Annotated in this window: 22 protein-coding genes; 19 read left to right on the top strand and 3 right to left on the bottom strand. The window is 73.4% G+C overall.

Annotated elements, in window-relative coordinates; genetic code table 11:
• Nucleotides 1-125: 125 nt before the first annotated feature.
• Genes AB0C02_RS11870 through AB0C02_RS11880 form a run of 3 tightly spaced genes read right to left on the bottom strand, consistent with a single transcriptional unit; the run spans nucleotide 126 to nucleotide 2789 of the window.
• Nucleotides 126-833 (bottom strand): VTT domain-containing protein, encoded by a 708-nt coding sequence (locus AB0C02_RS11870; protein ID WP_357545177.1) that lies wholly within the window; start codon nucleotides 831-833, stop codon nucleotides 126-128.
• Nucleotides 830-1552, bottom strand: coding sequence for a glutamine amidotransferase (locus AB0C02_RS11875; protein WP_357545183.1), 723 nt, complete (start codon nucleotides 1550-1552; stop codon nucleotides 830-832). Before AB0C02_RS11875 ends, AB0C02_RS11870 begins: the two co-directional genes overlap by 4 nt.
• Nucleotides 1542-2789 (bottom strand): MurT ligase domain-containing protein, encoded by a 1248-nt coding sequence (locus tag AB0C02_RS11880; RefSeq protein WP_357546291.1) that lies wholly within the window; start codon nucleotides 2787-2789, stop codon nucleotides 1542-1544. Before AB0C02_RS11880 ends, AB0C02_RS11875 begins: the two co-directional genes overlap by 11 nt.
• A gap of 355 nt (nucleotides 2790-3144) precedes the next feature.
• Between AB0C02_RS11880 and mraZ the strand changes: the two genes are divergently transcribed.
• From mraZ to AB0C02_RS11975, 19 genes are all read left to right on the top strand, one after another.
• Nucleotides 3145-3576, top strand: a complete 432-nt coding sequence (gene mraZ, locus AB0C02_RS11885) for a division/cell wall cluster transcriptional repressor MraZ (RefSeq protein ID WP_089006009.1) — start codon at nucleotides 3145-3147, stop codon at nucleotides 3574-3576.
• Between the two features lie 207 nt (nucleotides 3577-3783).
• A complete protein-coding gene (rsmH, locus tag AB0C02_RS11890; RefSeq protein ID WP_357545220.1) occupies nucleotides 3784-4893 on the top strand; it encodes a 16S rRNA (cytosine(1402)-N(4))-methyltransferase RsmH in 1110 nt (369 codons plus the stop codon).
• Nucleotides 4890-5489 (top strand): hypothetical protein, encoded by a 600-nt coding sequence (locus AB0C02_RS11895; protein WP_357545236.1) that lies wholly within the window; start codon nucleotides 4890-4892, stop codon nucleotides 5487-5489. The genes rsmH and AB0C02_RS11895 overlap by 4 nt, the downstream gene beginning before the upstream one ends.
• 3 nt (nucleotides 5490-5492) lie before the next feature.
• Nucleotides 5493-7766, top strand: a complete 2274-nt coding sequence (locus AB0C02_RS11900; RefSeq protein WP_357545255.1) for a penicillin-binding protein 2 — start codon at nucleotides 5493-5495, stop codon at nucleotides 7764-7766.
• Between the two features lie 52 nt (nucleotides 7767-7818).
• Nucleotides 7819-9378 carry a UDP-N-acetylmuramoyl-L-alanyl-D-glutamate--2,6-diaminopimelate ligase gene (locus AB0C02_RS11905; RefSeq protein ID WP_357545265.1) on the top strand — a complete coding sequence of 520 codons (1560 nt, stop codon included), beginning with the start codon at nucleotides 7819-7821 and terminating at the stop codon, nucleotides 9376-9378.
• On the top strand, nucleotides 9375-10772 hold the full coding sequence (murF, locus tag AB0C02_RS11910; protein WP_357545286.1) for a UDP-N-acetylmuramoyl-tripeptide--D-alanyl-D-alanine ligase: 1398 nt from the start codon (nucleotides 9375-9377) through the stop codon (nucleotides 10770-10772). Before AB0C02_RS11905 ends, murF begins: the two co-directional genes overlap by 4 nt.
• Nucleotides 10769-11893 carry a phospho-N-acetylmuramoyl-pentapeptide-transferase gene (mraY, locus tag AB0C02_RS11915; protein WP_357545304.1) on the top strand — a complete coding sequence of 375 codons (1125 nt, stop codon included), beginning with the start codon at nucleotides 10769-10771 and terminating at the stop codon, nucleotides 11891-11893. Before murF ends, mraY begins: the two co-directional genes overlap by 4 nt.
• A gap of 214 nt (nucleotides 11894-12107) precedes the next feature.
• Nucleotides 12108-13541 carry a putative peptidoglycan glycosyltransferase FtsW gene (locus tag AB0C02_RS11920; protein ID WP_357546297.1) on the top strand — a complete coding sequence of 478 codons (1434 nt, stop codon included), beginning with the start codon at nucleotides 12108-12110 and terminating at the stop codon, nucleotides 13539-13541.
• On the top strand, nucleotides 13541-14647 hold the full coding sequence (gene murG / locus AB0C02_RS11925; protein WP_357545314.1) for an undecaprenyldiphospho-muramoylpentapeptide beta-N-acetylglucosaminyltransferase: 1107 nt from the start codon (nucleotides 13541-13543) through the stop codon (nucleotides 14645-14647). Before AB0C02_RS11920 ends, murG begins: the two co-directional genes overlap by 1 nt.
• 31 nt (nucleotides 14648-14678) lie before the next feature.
• Nucleotides 14679-16172 (top strand): UDP-N-acetylmuramate--L-alanine ligase, encoded by a 1494-nt coding sequence (gene murC, locus AB0C02_RS11930; protein ID WP_357545324.1) that lies wholly within the window; start codon nucleotides 14679-14681, stop codon nucleotides 16170-16172.
• A complete protein-coding gene (locus AB0C02_RS11935) occupies nucleotides 16169-16981 on the top strand; it encodes an FtsQ-type POTRA domain-containing protein (protein WP_357545336.1) in 813 nt (270 codons plus the stop codon). The genes murC and AB0C02_RS11935 overlap by 4 nt, the downstream gene beginning before the upstream one ends.
• A 231-nt stretch (nucleotides 16982-17212) precedes the next feature.
• Nucleotides 17213-18325 (top strand): cell division protein FtsZ, encoded by a 1113-nt coding sequence (gene ftsZ / locus AB0C02_RS11940; RefSeq protein WP_357545347.1) that lies wholly within the window; start codon nucleotides 17213-17215, stop codon nucleotides 18323-18325.
• A gap of 9 nt (nucleotides 18326-18334) precedes the next feature.
• Nucleotides 18335-19081 carry a YggS family pyridoxal phosphate-dependent enzyme gene (locus AB0C02_RS11945; protein ID WP_357545370.1) on the top strand — a complete coding sequence of 249 codons (747 nt, stop codon included), beginning with the start codon at nucleotides 18335-18337 and terminating at the stop codon, nucleotides 19079-19081.
• 193 nt (nucleotides 19082-19274) lie between these two features.
• The gene (sepF, locus tag AB0C02_RS11950) at nucleotides 19275-19988 is read left to right on the top strand and encodes a cell division protein SepF (RefSeq protein ID WP_357545387.1); all 714 of its coding nucleotides are present in this window, start codon (nucleotides 19275-19277) and stop codon (nucleotides 19986-19988) included.
• Between the two features lie 29 nt (nucleotides 19989-20017).
• Entirely contained in the window at nucleotides 20018-20323 is a 306-nt protein-coding gene (locus tag AB0C02_RS11955; protein WP_357545401.1) for a YggT family protein, read from the top strand.
• A gap of 42 nt (nucleotides 20324-20365) precedes the next feature.
• Nucleotides 20366-21178: a DivIVA domain-containing protein gene (locus AB0C02_RS11960; RefSeq protein WP_357545418.1), complete on the top strand. Its 813-nt coding sequence runs from the start codon at nucleotides 20366-20368 to the stop codon at nucleotides 21176-21178.
• Between the two features lie 71 nt (nucleotides 21179-21249).
• Nucleotides 21250-21921, top strand: coding sequence for a hypothetical protein (locus AB0C02_RS11965; protein WP_357545426.1), 672 nt, complete (start codon nucleotides 21250-21252; stop codon nucleotides 21919-21921).
• 2 nt (nucleotides 21922-21923) lie between these two features.
• Entirely contained in the window at nucleotides 21924-22232 is a 309-nt protein-coding gene (locus AB0C02_RS11970) for a DUF167 domain-containing protein (RefSeq protein ID WP_357545432.1), read from the top strand.
• 22 nt (nucleotides 22233-22254) lie between these two features.
• Entirely contained in the window at nucleotides 22255-23757 is a 1503-nt protein-coding gene (locus tag AB0C02_RS11975) for a potassium/proton antiporter (RefSeq protein WP_357545440.1), read from the top strand.
• Nucleotides 23758-23881: the final 124 nt, after the last annotated feature.

Here is a 23881-nt window from a genome sequence, read left to right on the forward strand (position 1 = left end):
TAGCCTCCCCGGCCCCCGGCCGGGGAGGCAGCGACTTCAGGGAAAGTGTGGCCTCCCCGCGCCGGGAGGCCCCACGTTCCGGGAAACTGCGCGGACCTTCATCGGCGGCCCAGCGCCGCGTCGGCTCAGCTCGGGCCGAGGCGGCGCTGGCGCTCCGCCTGCCACCAGCGGTGCACGATGACCACGCTGGCGATCAGGCCGAGGCTGGCCGGCGCGGCGGCGTACCAGTTGACCGGGTCGGGGGAGGTGGCCGCGGCGCCGAGCGCCGCGTAGCCGACGGCGGTGGGGGCGGCGGCGATCACGCTGCCGGCCAGGTACGGCAGCGGCCGGGCGCCGGTGGTGCCGTAGCCGTAGCTGACCAGCCCGAACGCGGCGATCGGCAGCAGCCGTACGGTGATCACCCCGAACAGGCTCTGCCGGGTGAACCAGCCGTCCAGCCGGGCCAGTCGGCCCCGGACCCGCTCGGCCACGAAGTCCCGGCCCAGCAGGCGGCCGATCGCGAAGCCGAGCCCCGCCGCGAGCAGTGCCGCACCGAGGGAGTACGCGCCGCCCGCCACCGGGCCGAAGATCGCACCCGTGGCGAGCGTGACGAAGGTACGCGGGACCAGCGCCGCCATCAGCAGCGCGCCGCCGCCGACGGCCGCGATCGGGGCGTACCCGCCGAGGGCGTCGGCGAGCCGGGGCAACTCGGCCGGGTCCGGCCGGGGCGCCAGCAGCAGGGCCACCCCGAACCCGGCGAGCAGCAGGAGCAGCAGCCCGAACCGGCGCGCGGACGGCTGTCGCAGCAGCCGCGCGAGCCGGTGCGCGGACGGCCGCCGGGTAGCGGAATTCATGCCCGGGCGGACGCGGCCACCGCGGCGCGGCGCTCGGACCGGAGCCGGTCGGCCCAGGTGTCGTCGAGCGCGGGTAGCTGGTGGATGCCGGTCGCCCAGCGCAGCAGCAGGTCGGCCAGGGCCGGGTTGCGGGCCAGCGCCGGGCCGTGCGAATAGGTGCCGAGCAGCTTGCCCCGCCAGGCGCCCTCGGTCGCCCCGTCGTTGCCGACCCCGGCGGTGACCCGGGCCAGCGGTGACACCCCCGGGCCGAGATGGGTCCGCCCGCCGTGGTTCTCGAACCCGGTCAGGTAGGGGAGGCCCAGCCGCGCGTCGACGTCGCCGGCCAGCTCCCCGACGGCCCGGGTGGGCCCCCGGTCGGAGGAGATGTCCAGCAGTTCGAGGCCTCGGTACTGGGTGCCCTTGGCGAAGAACGAGGTGCCGAGGAGCTGGTAGCCGGCGCAGACGCCGAACACCACCGAGCCCTGGGCGACCGCCCGGTGCAGGCCGCCGTCGGCGATCAGCCGCTGGGCGCCGAGCGCCTGCGGGCCGTCCTCGCCGCCGCCGAGCAGGTAGATGTCGGCGGTGGCGGGCAGCCGCTGGTCGGAACGGACCTCCACCACCTCGACCGGCATGCCGCGCAGCTGGGCCCGGCGGGCCAGGATCAGCGCGTTGCCCCGGTCGCCGTAGGTGGACAGCAGGTCGGGGTAGATCCAGACGATGCGCAGGCTCTCAGTTGACACGGTCCAGCTCCGCTCGGATGTCCTGGAAGGCGGTGTAGTTGGCGATGACCTCCAGCCGGCCCGGTGGCACGGCCCGGATCGCCTCGTCGAAGCTGCGTACGTGTTGGAACGGCACGTCGTTGATGTCGAGCCGGACGGCCAGGTCGTACGCCCGGTCGCCGGTGATCAGCACCTGCCGGCCGCGCAGCGGCGCGAAGTCGACGTCGAAGAGCCAGGAGGTGTCCATCCCGTCGGGCTCGCGCGCGTTGATGGACAGCAGCGTCGGCGCCTCGTCGGCCATGTCGAACGCCTCCAACCAGCTGGCCGGGTTCTTGGCCAGCAGCAGCCGGATGTTGCGCCCGTCCCGGTCTACCTGAGCGTAGCGGCCGGCCACCGAGGTGACCGTGCCGAGCCGGACGACCGCGTCCACCGGCCGTACGCCGAACTCGGCGGCGACGGCGAGGGCGGTGGCCGCGTTGCCGAGGTTGACCTTGCCGGGGAGCTGGAGCTGCACCTTGTGCCAGGCGCCGGTCGGGTCGAGCACGCCGTCGTCCTCGACGGCCCACTGCGGCTCGGGGCGGCGCAGCGGGCAGCCGGTGCACCGCCACTGCTCGCCCGAGCGCTGAATGGTGGAACCGCACTCCGGGCAGACCCACGAGTCGTCGTGCCACCGCTGGCCGGCGCTGAACCAGGTGACGTGCGGCGGGATGTGGCCCTGGGCCGGGTCGGCGGGCGGCGTGGCGGCCCAGACCACCAGCGGATCGTCGGCGTTGGCGATCACCCGGACGTCGGGGTGCCGGACCAGCGCGGCGCGCCAGAGCTGCGCCATCATGGCGACCTCCTTGGCCCGGTCGAGCTGGTCGCGGGAGAGGTTGAGCAGGGCCACCACGTGCGGTTCGGTGGCCTCCAGCACCTGCGCCAGGTAGTGCTCGTCGACCTCCAGCACGGCGTACGGGGTGCTGCCGGCCTTGGCCAGGGCCGAGGTGTGGCCGCTGGGCATGTTGGCGCCGAACGAGTTGGTGGCCACCCGGCCGAGCACGCCGACGGCGGCGGTGGTGAGCCGGGTTGTGGTGGTCTTGCCGTTGGTGCCGGACACCAGGGCAATGGCCCGCCCCGCCGAGAGGTGGGCGAGCAGGTCAGGGTCGATCTTGAGGCCGATCCAGCCGCCGATCACCGAGCCGTCGCCACGGCCCGCGGCCCGGGACAGCGCCGCGGCGGTCCGTGACACGGAGCTGGCCACCTTTGCCCGCAGGGGCATCTTCGCGTCCGTCACGCGAGCGAGGTTACCGGACCCCGGCGTCCGCCAGATCGTTGCGGACGGCGAACCGTTCGGGCGGTGCCATCCGGCGGACGGTCACCGGATGCTCCGCCGGACAGAGTCGATCTATGTCGGGTTGTGGACGCGCGGCGGGGGCCGCGCTGGCCCTCCACTCCGCCCCACCCCATCTGACGTGCTCTTTTGCGCCCGGAAACGACGCGCCGCAGCGGCGTTTCCGGTTGCGGGTGGAGGGAAGTGGAGTAGAGTGGGGCGCGATGGTGAGGCCGGGAGGGCCACACCGGCCCGGGGGGTCAGCGGCGCCGCGAACGCCGCTCGGGGCGAGGGGGTTGGGCCGATGTTCCTCGGCACCCACACTCCGCGCCTGGACGACAAAGGCCGGTTGATCCTTCCGGCGAAGTTCCGGGACGAGCTGGCGGGGGGTGTCGTGATCACCAAAGGGCAGGAGCGCTGCCTCTACGTGTTTCCGATGCCTGAGTTCCAGCGGATCGCCGACCAGTTGCGCGCGCAGCCGATGACGAGCAAGGCGGCCCGGGCCTACAGCCGGGTCTTCTTCGCCAGCGCGCACGACGAGGTGCCGGACAAGCAGGGGCGGGTAACCATCCCCGCGCACCTGAGGTCCTACGCCGCCCTCGACCGGGATCTGGTCGTGATCGGCGCGAGCACCCGGGTGGAGATCTGGGACAAGGCGGCCTGGGAGGCCTACCTCGCGGAGAGCGAAGACGACTTCGCCGACATCGAGGAGGGGGTGCTGCCCGGCGGTCTGTAGGGCGTGACGGCGCCCGACGTACTGCGAGATCTCCAGCCGCTTTCGAGTTCCTGGCACCCCTTCCCCGGTGCCAGGCGCACGATCCGATCGGAGGGCCGCGGCCTCCGGCGGGCGGGAGCGGATGGGGATCTGGCGGTACGGAGGGGCGTCGTGGCGACGACGGACGCGGCACGGACGGAAGTTGGTTTTCAACCAGTGGGGGTCGACATGGGGGAGCTACGCGGCACGCACGTGCCGGTGCTGCTTGAGCGGTGTCTCGAGCTGCTGGCCCCCGCGCTGGGCCAAAACCGACGCACCGTGCACGTCGATGCCACGCTGGGCTTGGCCGGCCACGCCGAGGCGGTGCTGGCGGCGCATCCGAACACGGTGCTGATCGGCCTGGACCGGGACACCGAGGCCCTGGCCCACGCGCGGGTCCGGCTGGCTCGGTTCGCCGACCGGATCCACCTCGAGCACGCCGTCTACGACGAGCTGCCCGACGTGCTCCACCGGCTCGGCTACCCGACGATCGACGGGATCCTGTTCGACCTCGGCGTGTCGTCGCTCCAACTCGACGCGCCCGACCGCGGGTTCGCGTACGCGCAGGACGCGCCGCTGGACATGCGCATGGACCAGACCCGGGGGGTGACCGCCGAGGAGGTGGTCAACACCTACGGCCACCCCGAGCTGGCCCGGGTGCTGCGGGTGTACGGCGAGGAGAAGTTCGCCGGGAAGATCGCCTCGGCGATCATCCGGGAACGGGAACGGGCGCCGATCACCTCCTCGGCGCGACTGGCCGAGCTGGTCCGGGAGAGCATTCCGGCGCCAGCCCGACGAACCGGGGGACACCCGGCAAAGAGAACGTTTCAGGCTTTACGCATCGAGGTAAACCGAGAGTTGGCAGTGCTGGAGACGGCGCTGCCGGCCGCCCTCGACAAGCTCGCCGTGGGTGGCCGCATGGTGGTCCTGTCCTACCACTCGCTGGAGGACCGGCTCACCAAGCAGGCGCTCGCCGACCGGGTCCGCAGCAAGGGCCCGGTCGACCTCCCGGTCGAACTGCCCGGGTCGGGCCCGACGTTCCGGCTGCTCAGCCGGGGCGCCGAGCTGCCCGGGGAGGCGGAGGTCGCCGCGAACCCCCGCGCCGCCTCGGTGCGGCTGCGGGCCGCGGAACGGCTCGACCCGGAGGCGGCCCAGCAGGGGCGTACCGACCGCGAACGGTACCGCCGCCGGGTGAAGGCGATGCACCAACCGGGTACGGGGTCGCCGGAATCCGGCTCGGATCCGCGATCGGCCCAGGGGGACGACAACGGGACGGACGATGAGGGGGAGGGGACATGAACGTCAATCAGCGCGACGGCCGGGACGCCGTCGGGCAGCGCGCACCGCGGTCGGGGGGCCGGACCGCGGCGCAGCGCACCACGCGGGCCGCGACCGCGACGGCGGGGGCCGACCGGCGCGACCGTCGGGAGGAGACTCGCGCCCGGGGGGCGCGCGAGTTCCCCACCCAGGGCAGCGCCGCGCTGCGGCCGGCCGAGCGGACCCAGCCGACCGGTACGCCGGCGCCACGGCTGCGGGTCGCCCCGCCGCCGCCGGTGTCCGTGCCGCGGGCTCCGTTCGTCGGCCTGATCCTGGTCCTGGTGGTCGGCGGGGTGCTCGGCATCCTGGCGGTCAACACCAAGATCAATGAGAACGCGTTCAAGCTGCGGGAGCTGCAGCAGCGGCAGGCGAAGCTCGACGTCGACCAGCAGCAGCTGGAGAAGGATATCGCCGACCAGAACGCCCCGGGCAACCTGACCGCCAACGCCCGCAGGCTCGGCCTGGTCGAGTCGGCGGATCCGGCGTACATCCGGCTGCCGGACGGCAAGATGATCGGCGTCCCGCACCCGGCGGAGGGCATGCCGGCCATCACCAGCCAGCAGGGCAACGGAGGCTGAGTCGTGCCGCCGAGATCGGAGGATCCGCGCCGGGACGCCACGGGCTCCCGGCGCGACTCGTCCCGGGGCGGCCGGGACGACGTGCCCCGCTCCGGTGAGCCCCGGATCGGCGGGATCTCCGACGCGCGGGCGTACACGCCGCGGGGGCGGACCATCCGGGAGGGGGGCGGCGCCACCCGGACCGGGGCGGGCGGGGGCGCCCAGCAGCGGCGTACGCCGCGCAGCGGCCGCTCCGGCGACCCGTTCCGGCCGGCGTTGCAGGTGCTCGACGGCGGCCAGGCCGGGACGACCCGCACCGGCCGCCGGGAGACCGCGGCGGCGCCCGAGCGCGGCCGGGCCGGCGCCGCCCGTGCTGGCCGCCGCGAGGCCGGGGCGGGTGGCCGGGCCGGCGCGGTCCGGTCCGTGTCGGCCCGGCCGGTGCGGGAGCCCTTCGACGACGACGAGCCCGCGCCGTCGCGGCGCTCGCCGGGCCCGCGGCGGCCCGCCGCCCGCCGGCCGTCGCGCAAGCCGCGCCGCCCGCCGAAGCTCGCCGATCCGCGCCGCCGGCTGCGGCTCGGCACGCTGCTCGTCCTGGCTCTCTTCACCACCATCGGTATCCGGCTGGTCATCCTGCAGACCCTCACCCCGCCGGCGTTCGCCGACGGCGGGCTCGACAAACGGGTGGTCTCGGTCGAGCTGCCGGCCCCGCGCGGGGCCATCTACGACCGGACCGGTGCCCCGCTGGCGCACAGCGTCGAGGCGCGCTACGTCTACGCCGACCCGACCCTGATCGAGGAAAAGGAGCGGCTCACCACCGCGAAACAGCTCTCACCGCTGCTCGGCGTGCCCGCCTCCGAACTGGCCGACAGGATGAAGCGCCGTACGCTGCCCGGCACCACCACCCAGTCCCAGTTCGTTTACCTGGCCCGCGGTGTCGACATCGACAAGGCCAAGCAGATCATGGCGCTGGACCTGGCCGGCATCGGCGTGCACCGGGACGAGCGGCGCGAGGTGGGCGACCTGGCCGCCAACCTGCTCGGCTTCGTCAGCCCGGACATGGTCGGGCTGGAGGGCCTGGAGGCGAAGTACGACGACCTCCTGGAGGGCCAGCCCGGCAAGAAGACGTACGAGGTGGGGCAGGGCGACCTGGCCGCACCGATCCCGGGCGGCTACAGCGAGACCACCGAGGCCAAGCCGGGCGGCTCGCTGGAACTCACCGTCGACCGCGACCTCCAGTTCCGGTTCCAGCGCATCATGTCCGCCAAGATGGCCCAGGCCCGGGACGGCGTCGGCGCGGCGGTGGCCATCGAGATCCCCTCGGGCGAGGTGCTGGCCCAGGCGAGCTACCCCGGCTATGACGCGGCCGCCCCGGGCAAGGTCAACTCTCCGGCCGACCGGGCGGACGCGGCCACCAGCTTCGTGGTCGACCCCGGCTCGATCCACAAGGCGATCACCTACGGCGCCGCCCTCCAGGAGGGCGTGATCACCCCGGACACCACCTTTCCGGTGGCCAACACGATCACCAGGGGCGGCGTCCTCTTCGAGGACACCCACCCGGCCAACGGGCGACAGATGAGCATCCCCGGCATGCTCGCCTTCTCGTCCAACGTCGGGACGATCGAGATCGCCGAGCGGCTGGGCCGGGACCGCCTCATCGACTACCAGAAGCGGTTCGGGCTGGGGCGGGCCACCGGCGAGGGCATGCCCGGGGAAGCCGCCGGGCGGCTGCTCCCCGCCGACGAGTGGAGCGAGTCGTCGTACGGGTCGGTGCCGATCGGGCACAGCGTGGACGCCACCCCGTTGCAGATGGCCGCCGCGTACGCCGCGATCGCCAACGACGGGACGTACGTCCAGCCGCACCTGATCAAGAACGTGATCGACCCGGACGGGAAGCGGACGCCGGCCGCCACTCCGGTCACCCGGCCGGTGCTCAGCCCGCAGAACGCGGCCGCCCTGCGCCGGATGCTGGAGGCGGTCACCACGGTCGACGGCCCGGACGGGCAGGCGACCGGCCTGGCCGCCGCCGTCCCCGGCTATCGGGTGGCCGGCAAGACCGGCACCGGGCTGCGGTACGTCGATGGCAAGAAACAGACCGGCGAGGTCCACTCGTTCATCGGGATGGCCCCGGCGGACAAGCCGAGGTACGTGGTGGCGGTCTTCGTCTGGAGCCCGGGCGGGGAGGCCGCCGGGGTGTCCGCGCCGGCCTTCCGGGAGATGATGGGCTTCACTCTCGCCCACTACCGGGTGCCGCCTTCGGCGACCGACAGGTCCCCCAAGTTCGAGGTCTTTCCGCACTGAGCGGGCACGGAGGGACATCATCGGTGAGTGGGGACGAACCACCGGGGCGGCTGTGCGGTCGGGACCGCACGACCGGGTAGGGTCTGACGCCGTGCCCGGCAATCCACGTCCCCGTACCGTGAATCCCGTCCGGCTCGGCGACCTCGCCGCCCGGGTGGCCGCCATCCCGCCGGCAGACGCCGAGGTGACCGTCACCGGGGTGACCCACGCCAGCCAGGAAGTCCACCCCGGCGACCTGTACGCGGCCCTGCCGGGCGCCCGCCGGCACGGCGCGGAGTTCGTCGCCGCCGCGGCCGAGGCCGGCGCGGTGGCCGTGCTGACCGACCCGGCCGGCGCGGAGCGGGCCGCCGCCGCAGGGCTGCCCACCCTGGTGGTCGACGACCCGCGGGCGGTGCTCGGCACCGTCGCCGCCGCCGTCTACGGCGACCCGACCGCCGGGCTGACCGTGATCGGTGTGACCGGCACCGCCGGCAAGACCTCCACCAGCTATCTGATCGAGTCCGGGCTGCGCGCCGCCGGGCACACCACCGGCCTGATCGGCACGGTGGAGGCCCGGCTCGGCGACCTGGTGATCGACAGCGTCCGGACCACGCCGGAGGCGACCGACCTGCACGCCATGCTCGCCGTGGCCCGAGAGCGTGGGGTCGACGCGGTGGTCATGGAGGTGTCCAGCCACGCCCTGGCCATGGGGCGGGTCGGCGGGGTCCGGTTCAACGTCGGCGGCTACACCAACTTCGGGTCCGACCATCTGGACTACCACGCCGACGAGGCGGATTATTTCGCCGCCAAGGCGAAGCTCTTCGACGGGCGCTGCCAGGTCGAGGTGCTCAACCACGACGACCCGGCGCTGCGTCCGCTGCTCAAGCCGACGACCGTGACCTACTCGGCGGCCGGCGACCCGACCGCCACCTGGTGGGCCGACGGCGTCGACGGCGAGGGGTACGCGCAGCGCTTCACCGTGCACGGCCCGGACGGGGTGACCGTGCCCACCGGCGTGTCGCTGCCCGGCCGGCACAACGTGGCCAACGCCCTGCTCGCCATCGCCACCCTGGTGGCTGCCGGGGTCGACCCGGCCACCGCCGCGTCGGGGGTGGCCGCCTGCGGCGGGGTGCCCGGCCGGCTGGAGTTGGTCAGCGGCGAGGCCCCGGTGCTCGGGGTCGTCGACTACGCGCACAAGGCCAATGCCATCGAGGCGGTGCTGACCGCCCTGCGGGAGCTGGCCGCGGGCCGGCTGATCTGCGTGCTGGGCGCCGGCGGCGACCGGGACCGGGGCAAGCGGCCGGTGATGGGCGCGGTGGCGGCCCAGGGGGCCGACGTGGTGCTGGTGACCGACGACAACCCCCGCACCGAGGATCCGGCCGCGATCCGGGCCGAGGTACTGACCGGGGCGTACGCGGCGGACACCGGTGCGCGGATCATCGAGGCGCCCGGCCGGCGGGCCGCGATCGAGGAGGCGGTCCGGGTGGCTGAACCGGGTGACATCGTGGCGTTGCTGGGCAAGGGTCAGGAACGCGGCCAGGAGATCAACGGCGAGGTGCTGCCGTTCGACGACCGGGTGGAGCTGGCGGAGGCGCTGCGCGCCCGCTTCGGCGACCTGGTGGGGCAGCGATGATCCCGCTGACCCTGGCCGAGGTGGCAGCCGCCGTCGACGGCCGGCTGGTCGCAGCCGACCCGGACGTCCGGGTCACCGGCACGGTCGAGTTCGACTCGCGCAAGGTCGGCCCCGGCGGGCTCTTCGTCGCCTTCCCCGGCGAGAAGGTGGACGGGCACGACTACGCCGCCGTCGCGGTGGCCGCGGGCGCGGCGGCCGTGCTCGGCACCCGCGAGGTGCCCGGCGTGCCGATGGTGCTGGTCGCCGACGCGCTCGACGCGATGGGGCGGCTGGCCCGCGTGGTGGTCGACCGGCTGCCCGGGCTGACCGTGATCGGGCTGACCGGTTCGTCCGGCAAGACCACCACCAAGGACCTGATCGCCCAGCTCGCCGTCCGGCTCGGCCCGACCGTCGCGCCGCCCGGCTCGTTCAACAACGAGCTGGGGCACCCGTACACCGCGTTGCAGGCCGGCCCGCAGACCCGCTACCTGGTGATGGAGAAGGGCGCCCGTGGCGTCGGGCACGTCCGCTACCTCTGCGACGTGGTGCCCCCGCGGATCTCGGTGGTGCTCAACGTCGGGGTCGCGCACCTCGGCGAGTTCGGCTCGGTGGAGACCATCGCCCTGGCCAAGGGAGAACTGGTCGAGGCGCTGCCCGCCGACGGGCTGGCCGTGCTGAACGCCGACGACCCCCTCGTCGACGCGATGGCCAACCGCACCGAGGCCCGGGTCGTCCGGTACGGCGAGTCGGAGCGGGCCGAGGTGCGGGCGGTGGACGTGATGCTGGACGAGCGGGGGCGGCCGTCGTACACCCTGCTGACCCCGGAGGGGAGCGCGCCGGTGCGGCTCGGGCTGACCGGGCGGCACCAGGTCTCCAACACCCTCGCCGCCGCGGCGGTGGCCCGCGAGCTGGGGATGCCCCTGGCCGACCTGGCCACCGCGCTGGGCGAGCTGGGCCTCGTCTCCACCCGGCGGATGGACGTGTTCGAGCGCCCCGACGGGGTCACCGTCATCGACGACTCGTACAACGCCAACCCGGCCTCGATGGCGGTCGCGCTGCGGTCGCTGGCCAGCATGCGCGGGTCGGGGCGTACCGTCGCGGTGCTCGGCTACATGGCCGAGCTGGGCGACTTCGAGACGGAGGGGCACCAACAAGTCGGCCGGCTCGCGGCCGAACTGGGTGTCGACCGGCTGCTCGTGGTGGGCGAGCCGGCGGCGCCGATCCACGAAGGGGCCACAGCGGTAAGTGACTGGGGAGGAGAGTCGGTGCTGCTCACCGATCAGGCGGCGGCCGTCGAGGTGCTGCGGAGCGAACTGCGTCCAGGGGACGTGGTCCTGGTGAAGGGCTCCCGGTACCGCACCTGGGAGGTGGCCGACGCGCTGCGTACGGCCGCCGGGAACGGGGCCGCCTCATGAGGGCGGTGATCGTCGCCATCGGGGTCGCCTTCATCGTCTCGCTGTTCTGCACCCCGATCGCGATCAAGGTGTTCACCCGGCTGAAGGCCGGGCAGCCGATCCGGGCCGAGGGCCCGGCCATGCACCAGACCAAGAAGGGCACGCCGACGATGGGCGGCGTGGTCTTCATCCTGGCCACGGTGATCGCGTACGTCGCCGGTCACCTGGCCCTGACCACCCTGCCGGACAAGCAGATCGCCCAGGTCGAGCCGACCATCACGGCGCTGGTGCTGCTGGGGCTGATGGTGTTCTCCGGCGCGGTCGGCTTCATCGACGACTTCCTGAAGGTGCGTAAGCGGCACAGCGGTGGCCTCAACAAGCGGGGCAAACTGGCCGGCCAGATCATCGTCGGCGCGGTCTTCGGCGTCGTCGCGCTCTACTTCCCGAGCACCATGTACGACGTCCGCGGCGTCCGGACCAACGCCGAGACGGTGGGCAGCACCACGCTGAGCTTCATCCGCGACATCCCGGCCCTGGAGATCGGCAAGATCGGTGCGGTAATCGTGATCATCCTGGTGGTGATGGCGGCGACCAACGGGGTGAACCTCACCGACGGTCTGGACGGCCTGGCCACCGGCGCCTCGGTGATGGTGCTCGCCGCGTATTCGCTGATCGCGTTCTGGCAGTACCGGCACTGGTGCGCTGACCCGGACTACACCGCGGCGTACTGCTACACGGTCCGGGACCCGCTGGAGATCGCCCTGATCGCCGGCGCGGCGGCCGGCGCCTGCGTCGGCTTCCTCTGGTGGAACACGTCGCCGGCCCGGATCTTCATGGGCGACACCGGCGCGCTCGGCCTGGGCGGCCTGATCGCCGGCATGGCGATGTCCACCCGGACCATCCTGTTGCTGCCGATCATCGGCGCGCTGTTCGTGATCATCACGATGTCCGTGGTGATCCAGATCATCTCGTTCCGGACCACGGGTAAGCGGGTGTTCCGGATGTCGCCGCTGCAGCACCACTTCGAGCTGGCCGGCTGGAGCGAGGTCAACATCGTGGTCCGGTTCTGGATCATCGCCGGCATCGGCGTGGCCATCGCGCTGGGCCTGTTCTTCAGCGAGTTCCTCTCCGCGGTCACCTGACCGCCCCGGTGTAAAGAGGGGGCCCTTTGTTAACAGACGCCTGTTAACGAAGGGCCCCTCCTTTCGACACGCCGACCGGGCGGTTGGGCCACGGGCGGGCGGGCCGAGCCGCGATGATGAGCGGGTGGGGACGGGACGAGACATCGAGGGCAACACCGACACGCCGGCCCGCCGGCCACCCGCCGCGACCCGGACGGCGGACCCGCCGGCGCCGCTGCTCGGCTGGGACGCCGCCGGCGGGCTGGCCGCGCTGCGCGGGCTGCTGGCCCGGCCGTTGGCCTCCTACTACCTGCTGCTCTCCAGCGCCGGCCTGCTGCTGCTGATCGGCCTGACCATGGTCTTCTCGGCGACCAGCGTTCGGGACTACGCCAATCGCGGTGACGCCTCGGTGTCGCTGGTTCGCCAGACGATCTTCGCGGTGATCGGCATCGTGGCGTTCTGGGCGTGCCAGCGGTTGCCCGCCCGCACCTTCCGGGCGCTGGGCCGGCCGGTGCTCGGTGTGGCGGTGGTGCTGCTGCTGATCCTCAACCTGCTGGTCGCCCTGGAGGCGCTGTTCCGGGTGAAGTCGATCGGTCCGCTCAAGGCCGACCTGCTCTGGCTCTTCCTCGGCCCGATCACGATCCAGCCGGTCGAGGTGGCCAAGTTCGCGCTGGTGCTCTGGGCCGCGCGCGTCCTGGCCCGCAAGGGCGCCGCGTTGGGCTGGTGGAAGGAGTTGGCCACCCCGCTCTTCCCGGTGGTCGGCCTGCTCTTCGTCCTGGTCGGCTACAACGACCTGGGCAGCATGCTCTGCCTCCTCGCGCTGCTGGTCGGCATGCTCTGGGCGGCCGGCGTCCGGCTCCAGGTCTTCGCCACCCTCTCCGCGGTGGGCCTGCTCGGCATCGGTCTGCTGGTCGCCGCGGCGTCCCTCGGCGCCGGCTCCGGCTCGCGGGACGCCGAGAACTATCGGCTGGCGCGGCTCACCATGTTCGTCAGCCCGCCCGATCCGAAGAAGTGCTTCGAGGACTGGTGCTACCAGACCATCCAGGCCCGCAATGCCATCGACCACGGCGGCTGGTTCGGGGTCGGGCTGGGCAAGAGCACCTTCAAATGGGACTGGCTGCCCGAGGCGCACAACGACTTCATCTTCGCGATCGTCGCCGAGGAGCTGGGCGTGGTCGGCTGCGCGGTGGTGCTGGTGCTCTTCGCCGTGCTGGCGTACACCGGGCTGCGGATCGCCCGGCGGGTGGAGGACCCGTTCCGCCGGCTCGCCGCCGCCGGGGTCACCGCCTGGCTGGTCGGCCAGGCCGTGATCAATATCGGCGGCGTGGTCGGGCTGCTGCCGCTGACCGGCGTACCGCTGCCGTTCATCTCCGACGGCGGCAGCGCCCTGGTGGTGACCCTCGCGGCGGTGGGGCTGCTCGCCAGTTTCGCCCGCGCCGAGCCGGACGCGGCCCGAGCCCTGCATGCCCGTCCACCGGCCCGGTGGGTCCGACTAGTCTGGGCCCCGTTGCCGCCGCTTCCCGGCCGGCGCCGCCGACCGGCGTCGCCACCGGCGGACCGTGGGTCCGTACCCCGGTCCCGGACGCGGCGGTCCGACGACCAGGCCGCAGCCCGCGGCGCCCGGCCGGGCCGGACGCGTGCCGGCACGGCGAGCGAGAGGAGACGCTGATGGGTCCGCTGCGTTCGGTGGTGCTCTGCGGAGGGGGTACGGGAGGACACATCTACCCGTTGCTCGCCTTCGCCGACTGCCTGCGCCGACACGACCCGAGCGTCCGGATCACCTGCCTCGGCACACCCAAGGGCCTGGAGAACGAGCTGATTCCGCCGGCCGGCTACGACCTGCGCCAGATCCCGGCCTACCAGCTGCCCCGCTCGATCAACATGAGCCTGGTCCGCACCCCGGACCGGATGTGGAAGGCGGCCCGCGCGGCGGGCAAGGTGATCGACGAGGTGCGCGCCGACGCCGTGGTCGGCTTCGGCGGGTACGTCTCGGTGCCCGGCTACCTGGCCGCGTGGCGGCGCGAGCTGCCCATCGTGATCCACGAGGTGAACGTGCCGCCGGGCGTGGCCAACCGACTCGGGATGAAGTTCACCAAGAACGTCGCGGTGGGCTTCCCGCACCAGCCGTCGCAGGCGGAGTCGCTGCGCGACGCCCGGGTGGTCGGGGTGCCGCTGCGCCGGGGCATCGCCGGCCTGGACCGGGCCGCCATGCGCAACGCCGCCCGGGCCCGCTTCGGGCTCCGCCCCGACCTGCCGGTGCTCTTCGTCGCCGGCGGCTCGCAGGGCGCCCGCTCGATCAACCTCGCGGTCTCCGGGGCGGCCAAGGAACTGGCCCGCCACGGCGTGCAGGTGCTGCACGTCATCGGCGCGCGCAACGAGCCGATCTCCGTCCCCACCGACCTGCCGGTGCCGTACGTGACCCTGCCCTACCTGTCCGAGATGGAGCTGGGCTACGCCGCCGCCGACCTGATGCTGGCCCGGGGCGGCGCGATGACCTGCGCCGAGGTGGCCGCGATCGGCCTGCCCGCCATCTACGTGCCCTATCCGCACAGCAACCAGGAGCAGAAGCGCAACGCGCTGCCCGTGGTGGAGGCCGGCGGCGGGCTGCTCGTCGACGACGCCGAGCTGACCCCGGCCTGGCTGGAGCGTACGGTGATCCCGCTGGTCCGGGATCCGCAGCGGCTCGCCGCGATGGGCGCCGCCGCGGCCGCGTACGGCCGGCGCGACGGCGACGCTGCCCTGCTGAACTTCGTCTACGAGGCGGTGGCCCGATGACGATCACCACCCCGACGGGAAGGCACCGCTCATGAACACCGCGCAGTTCACCCCCGCCGGCACGATGACCGCGGAGGACCTGGGCCGGATCCACCTGATCGGCGTGGGCGGGGTCGGCATGAGCGGCCTGGCCCGGCTCTTCCTCACCCGGGGCCTGCCGGTCTCCGGCAGCGAGCTGCGGGAGTGGCCGTCCCTGGCCGGTCTGCGGGCGCTCGGCGGCACCGTGCACATGAGCCACGAGCCGTCCAACCTGGACGGCGTGGACACGGTGGTCTACTCCTCGGCGATCCCGCAGGACCATCTGGAGATGGTCGAGGCGCGCCGGCGCGGGCTGCGGGTGCTGCACCGGTCCGAGGCCCTGGCCGCGGCCATGACCGGCCGGCGGACGGTGGCGGTCGCCGGCACACACGGCAAGACCACCACCACCTCGATGGTCACCATGGTGCTGCAGCAGGCCGGCACCGATCCGTCCTTCGTGATCGGTGGGGAGATCTCTGAGGTCGGCTCCGGCGCGCACCACGGCACCGGCGAACACTTCGTGGTCGAGGCGGACGAGAGTGACCGTTCGTTCCTCATCTACCGTCCGTACGTCTCGATCATCACGAACATCGAGGCGGACCACCTCAACACCTACGGCGACCTGGCCACCCTGGAGGCGGCGTTCGCCGAGTTCGCCCGGCTCACCGACCCGGACGGGTTCATCGTCACCTGCGCCGACGACCCGGGTGGCCGGCGGCTGGCCGAGACGCTGCGGGCCGAGGGGCGTCGGGTCTGGACGTACGGCGAGTCGCCCGACGCCGACCTGCGGTTGAGCGACATAGCCTCGTCCGCCCAGGGTGTGCGCTACCTGGCCGAGATCGACGGCCGGTCGCTGGGCGAGATCCGGCTGCCGGTGCCGGGGCGGCACATGGGGCTCAACAGCGCCTCCGCGGTGCTCGCCGCGTACCTGCTGGAGCTGCCGGTCGAGGCGGCCGAGGCGGCGCTGGGCACGTTCCCCGGCGTGCGGCGGCGCTTCGAACGCAAGGGTGTCGCGGACGGCGTGCTGGTCTACGACGAGTACGCGTACCACCCGACCGCCATGACGTTGGCCCTGCAGACGCTGCGCGAGGTGGCCGGCGAGGGCCGGCTGCTCGTGGTCTTCCAGCCGTACCGGCTCTACCGCACCCGGGACCTGCAGGCGGAGATCGCCGCGGCCCTCGGCATCGCCGACGAGCTGGTGCTGTTGGAGGTCTTCGGCCCGGGGGAGCTGCGCCAGCCGGGCGAGGGCTCGGTCGCGTTGATCGAGGCGGTGCCGTTGCCGGCCGACCGGAAGGTCTTCGTCGAGGCGTGGGACGACGTGCCGGCCGAGGTGGCCCACCGGGCCCGCCCGGGCGACGTGGTGGTGACCATGGGCGCGCCGCCGATCTCACTGATGGGCGACCAGCTGCTCGACGCCCTGCTGGCCCGTACCGCCGCCGGGGCCGGCGAGGCGGCGGCGGTCGGTAGCGGTGCCGGCTCGGACGGCGCGGCGACCACGGCCGGATGAGCCCCGGCCCGGCCCGCGGCCCGGGGCAGGACGGCGGGGCCGGCCGGCGCAACCCGGTGCGGCGGTGGCAGTTGGTCCGGGCCGGCGCGGACGCCGTGCCGCCGTCCACCCGGCGGTTCATGGCGCGGGCCCGGCGCCGGCGGATGCGCGCGGCGTTGCCCTGGGCGGTCACCGTCGCCGTGCTCGCCATCGCCGGCCTGGTCGCCTGGATCGTGCTCGGCACCGGCCTGTTCGGCGTGCGCGAGGTACGGGTGGTCGGCGCGCGGCTGGTCACCCCGGTCCAGGTACGCGAAGCCGCGGCCGTCCCGGACGACGTGCCGTTGGCCCGGGTGGACCTGGCGGCGATCGCCCGGCGGGTCGGCGCCCTCGCCCCGGTGGAACGGGCCACGGTGGAGCGGGACTGGCCGGACGCCCTGGTGATCCGGGTGGTGGAGCGGGCCCCGGCGGCGGCGGTCCCACAGGGCGACGGTTACGCGGTGATCGACCGGTCCGGCGTGGTCTTTCAGACCGTGCCCACCCTGCCCGACGGGCTGGCGGTGGTCAGGGTGGGTCGGCCGGCGCCGGACGACCCGGGCACCCGGGCCGGGCTGGCGGTGCTCGCCGCGCTCAGCCCGCGGCTGCGCGCCGAGTTGGTCTCGGTGGACGTGGCCGGGCTGGCCCGGATCAGCCTGCGGCTGCGCAGCGACCGGACGGTCTTCTGGGGGGACGCCACCCGGGGTGAGGACAAGTCCAGGGTGGCCACCGCCCTGCTCGACCGGAAGGCCGACACGATCGACGTCAGCGCCCCGGACGTGGTCACCTTCCGGTGATTCGTCGGTCAGGAACGTGAGCCGTCCCGCTCTGGCCGGCGACACGCCGAAAAGGTCCTTGGCTCATCGCGCGGCGGCGCATACGTTGCCCCGAAGAGATCAGTGGTTGACATTACTCTAAGCCTCTAGTAGAGGGTGAGGGTTTCGACCCCGCTGGGTGATGCTCCACCGCTGGTCCGGCCAAGCCGTGTGGGGTCGGCCCATGCCAATCTCGAAGGGAAAGGACCGGAGATGACACCTCCGCACAACTACCTGGCGGTCATCAAGGTCGTCGGCATCGGGGGCGGCGGCGTCAACGCCGTCAACCGGATGATCGAGGTTGGGCTCAAGGGCGTCGAGTTCATCGCGATCAACACCGACGCGCAGGCGCTGCTGATGAGCGACGCCGACGTCAAGCTCGACGTGGGCCGGGAGCTGACCCGGGGGCTCGGCGCCGGCGCGAATCCGGACGTCGGCAAGAACGCCGCCGAGGACCACCGCGACGAGATCGAGGAGGTGCTCAAGGGCGCCGACATGGTCTTCGTGACCTGCGGTGAGGGCGGCGGCACCGGCACCGGCGGCGCGCCGGTGGTGGCGAATATCGCCCGCAAGCTCGGCGCGCTCACCATCGGTGTGGTCACCCGGCCGTTCTCGTTCGAGGGCAAGCGCCGTCAGGTGCAGGCCGAGGCGGGCATCGAGGAGCTGCGCAACCAGTGCGACACGCTCATCGTCATCCCGAACGACCGGCTGCTCGCGCTCGGCGACCGCAACATCTCCATGATGGACGCCTTCCGCACCGCCGACCAGGTGCTCCTCTCCGGTGTCCAGGGCATCACCGACCTGATCACCACGCCGGGTCTGATCAACCTGGACTTCGCCGACGTCAAGAGCGTGATGAGCGGCGCCGGCAGCGCGCTGATGGGCATCGGCAGCGCCCGGGGTGAGAACCGCGCCGTGGAGGCGGCCGAGGCGGCCATCTCCAGCCCGCTGCTGGAGCAGAGCATGGACGGTGCGCGCGGCGTGCTGCTCTCCATCGCCGGCGGCTCCGACCTGGGCCTGTTCGAGATCAACGACGCCGCGCAGCTGGTCACCGACGCGGCGCACCCGGACGCCAACATCATCTTCGGCGCGGTGATCGACGACGCGCTCGGCGACGAGGTGCGGGTGACCGTGATCGCGGCGGGCTTCGACGGGGGCACGCCCGCGTACAAGGCGGTCGAGCCGCCCCGCAAGACCAACCAGAACCAGCCGGCCCAGCCGAACCCGCCGGTCGCGCCGCCGACCACCATGCCGGCCCCCCAGCAGCCGCGTCGGGTGCTCTTCGACGACGTCGACGTGCCCGACTTCCTCAAGAACGGGTCCTGAGCCGCACCGATGACCGACACACCTGCCCCGGTGCGACCCGACCGTCGCGCCGAGCTCGCGGCCGGGCTCGCCCGGATCCGTACGCGCATCGTGGACGCCTGCGCGGCCGCCGGCCGGGACCGCGGCGAGGTCACCCTGGTCGCGGTGACCAAGACGTACCCGGCCGGCGACGTGGTGGCCCTCGCGGGGCTCGGCGTGACCGACGTGGGGGAGAACCGCGACCAGGAGGCGGCGCCGAAGGCCGCCGAGGTGGCGGCGGCCGGGGTCACCCCCCGCTGGCACTTCATCGGCCAGTTACAGCGCAACAAGTGCCGCTCGGTGGTTCGGTACGCCGACGTCGTCCAGTCGGTCGACAGCGCGCGCCTGGCCGCCGCCCTCGACGCCGCCGCGGCAGCCGGCCGGGACCGGCCGTTGGAGGTGCTGGTGCAGGTGAGCATCGACGGCGACCCGGCCCGGGGCGGGGCACTGCCCGACTCGGCGGATCCCGACCGGGGCCTCGGTCCGCTGGCCGCGGCGGTGGCCGGCGCCGGGGCGCTGCGACTGGGCGGGCTGATGGCGGTGGCTCCGCTGGGCTGGGAGCCGGAACGCGCCTTCGCCCGGTTGGCCGAGGTGGCGCACCGGTTCCGCGACGGGCACCCGGAGGCGACCGTGTTGTCGGCCGGGATGAGCGGCGACCTGGAAACCGCGATCGAGTATGGCGCGACACATGTCCGCGTCGGCAGCGCGTTGCTCGGAATGCGCCCCCCGCTGGGGTAGCCTGACCGCGAAGAAGCAAATTACATCAGTGTGGTTAGGAACGGCGTTCCCGCAGCCAGGGGCCGTGGTGAGCGGACCGCGAACCGCTCACCGGGGGATTGCCGATCCGGTCCGGTGGGCATTGGTTGTCCACTCGTGATCAAGCGACACGGCACGGGGGCGCGTGCCGCACGGCGGACGGAAGGGCGCGGGGATGGGCGCACTGCGCAAGGCGGGGGTCTGGCTCGGGCTCGTCGAGGAGGACGACGAGCGGGCGTACGAGGACGGTGGCTACGAAAAGGGTGGCTACCGGGACTCGCGCTACCGGTCGAGCCGGTACGCCGAGGAGTTCGCCGATGACGAGGACGACGAGTCCGACGAGCCGCGGGCGAGCCGTAGCCGGATCGGCGACCGTGGCCGGCTCTCCGAGCGCGCCGCGGGCCGCGCCGTGGACACCGACCGGGCCGAGGTCGAGCGCCCGGAGCGAGCCGAGCGGGCCGAGCGGGCCGAGCGGGCCAGTGTCCGGTCGATCACCCGTTCGGGCGCCGGCGAGACCTCCGGCGCGCTGGCCTACCACACCCGGGACAATCTCGCCCTCGCGCCGCAGGTGCAGTCCCGGGAGCGGGCGGTGGTGGCCGAGGAGGAGCAGCGCTACCAGATCACCACGCTGCACCCGACCACCTATCGGGAGGCGCGCACCATCGGCGAGCACTTCCGGGACGGCGTACCGGTGATCATCAACCTCACCGAGATGGACGAGGCGGACGCGCGCCGGCTGGTGGACTTCGCCGCCGGGCTCGCGTTCGGACTGCGCGGTACGATCGAGCGCGTGACCAACCGGGTGTTCCTGCTCTCACCGGCCAACGTCCAGGTCACCGCGGAGGACAAGGCCAAGATCGCTGAGGGCGGCTTTTTCAGCCTGAGCTAGGCCCGCACGACCGAGGGACGTCGCCTGCCGTGTTGTCGATCCTGTTCCAGGTGCTCTACCTGATCACCTACCTGTTCCTTCTCGTGCTTTTGTCCCGATTTGTTCTCAGCGCCGTGCTGGCGTACGGTCGCCGGTGGCAACCGAGACGGGGAGCCGCAGCGGGACTTGAGTCGGTGTGGAGCGTCACTGATCCGCCCCTGCGCGCGTTGAGGCGTGTGATCCCACCACTGCGAATTGGTACCGTGAGCATCGACCTGGCCTCGCTTGTGCTCCTGGTTATCCTGTTCGTGCTGATGAGGTTTGTGTTAACGCCGCTGATCCTGGCATTTGCCTGACCAGCGCGCTTTTCGCGGCCGCAACTGACCCGAGGAGTTTCGATGCCGCTGACCCCGGCCGACGTCCACAACGTCGCCTTCAAAAAGCCGCCGATCGGCAAGCGGGGGTATGACGAGGAGGAGGTCGACGCCTTCCTGGACGAGGTCGAGCGTGAGCTTGCCCGTCTGATCGAGGAGAACAACGAGCTGCGCGCCCAGGTGGAGCGCGGCGGTCGGGGTGGCGCTCCCGCCGGCCCCGGCGGCGACGCCCGGCTCGCGGCGGAGCTCAACGAGGTCAAGGCCCAGCTCGACCGGGTGCAGCGCGACAAGGCGGCCGCCGAGCAGGCGGCCCGGGCGATGCAGGCCGAGCTGGAGCAGGTCCGCGTCCAGGGCGGCCCGGCTGCTGCTGCGGCCGCCGCCGACGGCGAGCAGCAGGCGCTGCGGGTGCTGATGATGGCCCAGCGCACCGCCGACGACCACGTCACGGACGCCCGCCGGGAAGCCGACCAGCTGCTCTCCGAGGCCCGTTCCAAGGCCGAGGAGGTCACCCGCGAGGCGCGCGCCAAGGCCGATGCGCTCGAGCGGGACGCCCGCCAGCGGCACCAGGAGGCCATGGGCGGCCTGGACGCCAAGCGCACCGCGCTGCAGAAGCACATCGAGGAGCTGAAGCAGTTCGAGCGCGAGTACCGCACCCGCCTCAAGGCGTACCTGGAGAGCCAGCTGCGTGACCTCGACGGTCGCGGCCAGGGCCTGGATGCCGAGATCGACCGCGCCGAGGGCAGCCGCGCTGTCGGGGGCAGCAACGGCCTCGCCACCGCCGGCCTCGCCGGCTCATACGGCGGCGGCCGCGCCGGCTCGCTCGAGTCCGGCCGCTGACGCCGCCGTCGGCGGCCGTCGGACCGACGGCCGCCGACGCACAGACCGACACGACGCGGCGGGGGTGAGCCGTGATAGTCACGAGCATCCTGCTCATCCTCGTCGCGGTCATCTTCCTGGTGGCTGGGCTGGCCGGTGGGTCCAGTCCGCTGCTGATCGCCTCCATCGCGGCCAGTCTGCTGGCCGCCGTGTCCCTCGTCGCGGGTGCCCGCCAGGCGGCCGCCAACCGGGCTGCGGCGGGCCGGAGCACCGGCCCGCGCAGCCGTACCGAACCGGCCGGCGTCCCGTACGGGCCCCGGCTCGGTGAGCCGGAGATTCCGCTCCAGCACCTTCCGCCGACGGTCGACGCCGGTGGCCCCGAGTGGCGGCAACCACCCGGGTCCCCGGTGACCGACCCGAGCGAGCCGGCCGTGGCCGACTTCTACGTCCCGCCTGGCCCGCGGCAGCCGGCCGTCTCGGACGCGGACGCCCCGGCGCTCGGCTCACCGGCCGACGACGGCCCGTTCGACGGTGAGCCGCCGGCGCAGCACCTGTCGCAAGCCGACGTCGACCGGCTGGTCCGGCTCGATGACCCGGTCCGGGTGGTCGATGGACATCCCCGGTTCCACCTGCCCGGCTGTTCCCATCTGGCGGGCCGGGACGACGAGGCGTTGCCCGTCGCCGAGGCGGTCGAGCTCGGCTTCACCCCGTGCGCCCGCTGCGCGCCCGTCACTTTTCTACTCGCCAACGCCCAGTCTGGTTGATCATGGCCGCCGTGGACGACACGCTCACCGTCGCCGTACGGGTGAAGCCCGGCTCCTCCCGCGCCCGGGTCGGCGGACGGTTCGACGGCCCGCACGGGCCGGCCCTGGTCATCGCCGTGACCGCTCCCGCCGTGGACGGCCGGGCCACCGAGGCGGCCCGGCGGGCCCTCGCCGAGGCGCTCGGCATCCGGCCGGCGGTGGTCTCGCTGCGCACCGGCATGGCCAGCCGGGACAAGCTCTTCCTGGTCGAGCGCCCGGCCCCCGGGCTGCCCGACGTGCTGCGTCGGCTCCGGGACGGATCGGCCGAGTGAGGATCGCCGGGGCCGGCCGCGGATGACCCCCGGCCTCGACCTCGCGCTGCTGCTCGGCGCGGCCGTTCTGCTGGTCGCGGTGGGCGCGGTGCGCTTCTCCACCCGGCTCGGCCTGCCGAGTCTGCTGGTGTACCTCGCGCTCGGGGTGGCGATCGGCGAGGCTGGGTTGGGCATCCGGTTCCACAACGTGGAACTGACCAGGGTGCTCGGGTTCTGCGCCCTCATCGTGATCATCGCCGAGGGCGGGCTGAGCGCGCGGTGGGGCACCCTGCGCCCGGTGCTCGGGATGGCCGCCGCGCTCTCGACGGTCGGCGTGCTGATCAGCATCCTGGTGGTCGGGGCCGTGGTGCACCTGCTGCTCGGGCTGGACTGGCGGCTGGCGCTGCTCTACGGCGCGGTGCTCTCCTCCACGGACGCGGCGGCCGTCTTCGCCACCCTGCGGCGGCTGCGCCTACCGCCCCGGCTGGTGGCCACCCTCGAGGCCGAGTCGGGCATGAACGACGCCCCCGCAGTGATCGTGGTGCTGCTGCTTTCCCGCGACGTCGCGGCCGTCCACCCCTGGTGGTTCGAGGTGCTCCTGGTCGGCTACGAGTTGGGCGTCGGCGCCGCCGTCGGAGTGGCCGCCGGCATCGCCGGCCGGTACACGCTGCGCCGGGCCGCGCTGCCGGCGGCCGGCCTCTATCCGATCGCGGTGGTCGGCTTCACGGTGCTGGCGTACGCGGCCGGCGCGGTGCTGCACGCCTCGGGCTTCCTCGCCGTCTACGTCGCGGGTGTGCTGCTCGGCAACGCCCGGTTGCCGCACCGGCAGGCCATCCTCGGGTTCGCCGACGGGCTGGCCTGGCTGGCCCAGATTGGCCTGTTCGTGCTGCTGGGCCTGCTGGTCGCGCCGAGCCGGCTGGGCGCGGCGGTGCTGCCGGCGGTGGTCACCGGGCTGGCCCTGGTGCTGTTCGCCCGGCCGCTGTCGGTGGCGGTCTCGGCGCTGCCGTTCCGGTTCCGCCCGCGCGAGCAGCTCTTCCTGTCCTGGGCCGGGCTGCGCGGCGCGGTGCCCATCGTGCTGGCCACCATTCCGCTGTCGCAACGGGTGCCCGGGGCGAACCGGCTGTTCGACGCGGTCTTCGTGCTGGTGGTGATCTTCACGTTGCTTCAGGCGGGGACCCTGGCGCCGGCGGCCCGGCGGCTCGGGGTGACCGCGCCGGCCGAGGCCGCCGAGATCCGGGTCGAGACGGCCCCGCTCGAACGGATGCGGGCCGACCTGCTCCAGGTGGAGGTGCCGCCGGGGTCCCGGCTGGGTGGGGTGCACGTGGACGAGCTGCGGCTGCCGGTGGGCGCCTCGGTGACCCTGGTGCTGCGGGACGGGGCGGGCTTCGTGCCCGGCCCGGACACCCGGCTCAAGGTCGGGGACAGCCTGCTCATCGTCGCCACCGTCGGGGTCCGCGACGAGGTGGAGCGGCGGCTGCGCGCGGTCAGTCGCCGGGGCCGGCTGGCCCGCTGGTTTGGCGAGTACGGCGAGGATCGCCAGAATTGATCTGCTAGCGTTCCCTTTACCCCGATTGGTGGCTATTCGGGGTTGTTTCGCGGTGCGACGGTGCGCCACGTTGTCGGACGCCTGTACGTTCCGTATTCTTGCCACCCTCCGGAGTGCGCGGCCC

It is taken from the genome of Micromonospora sp. NPDC048999 (assembly GCF_040649295.1).
GTDB lineage: Bacteria > Actinomycetota > Actinomycetes > Mycobacteriales > Micromonosporaceae > Micromonospora.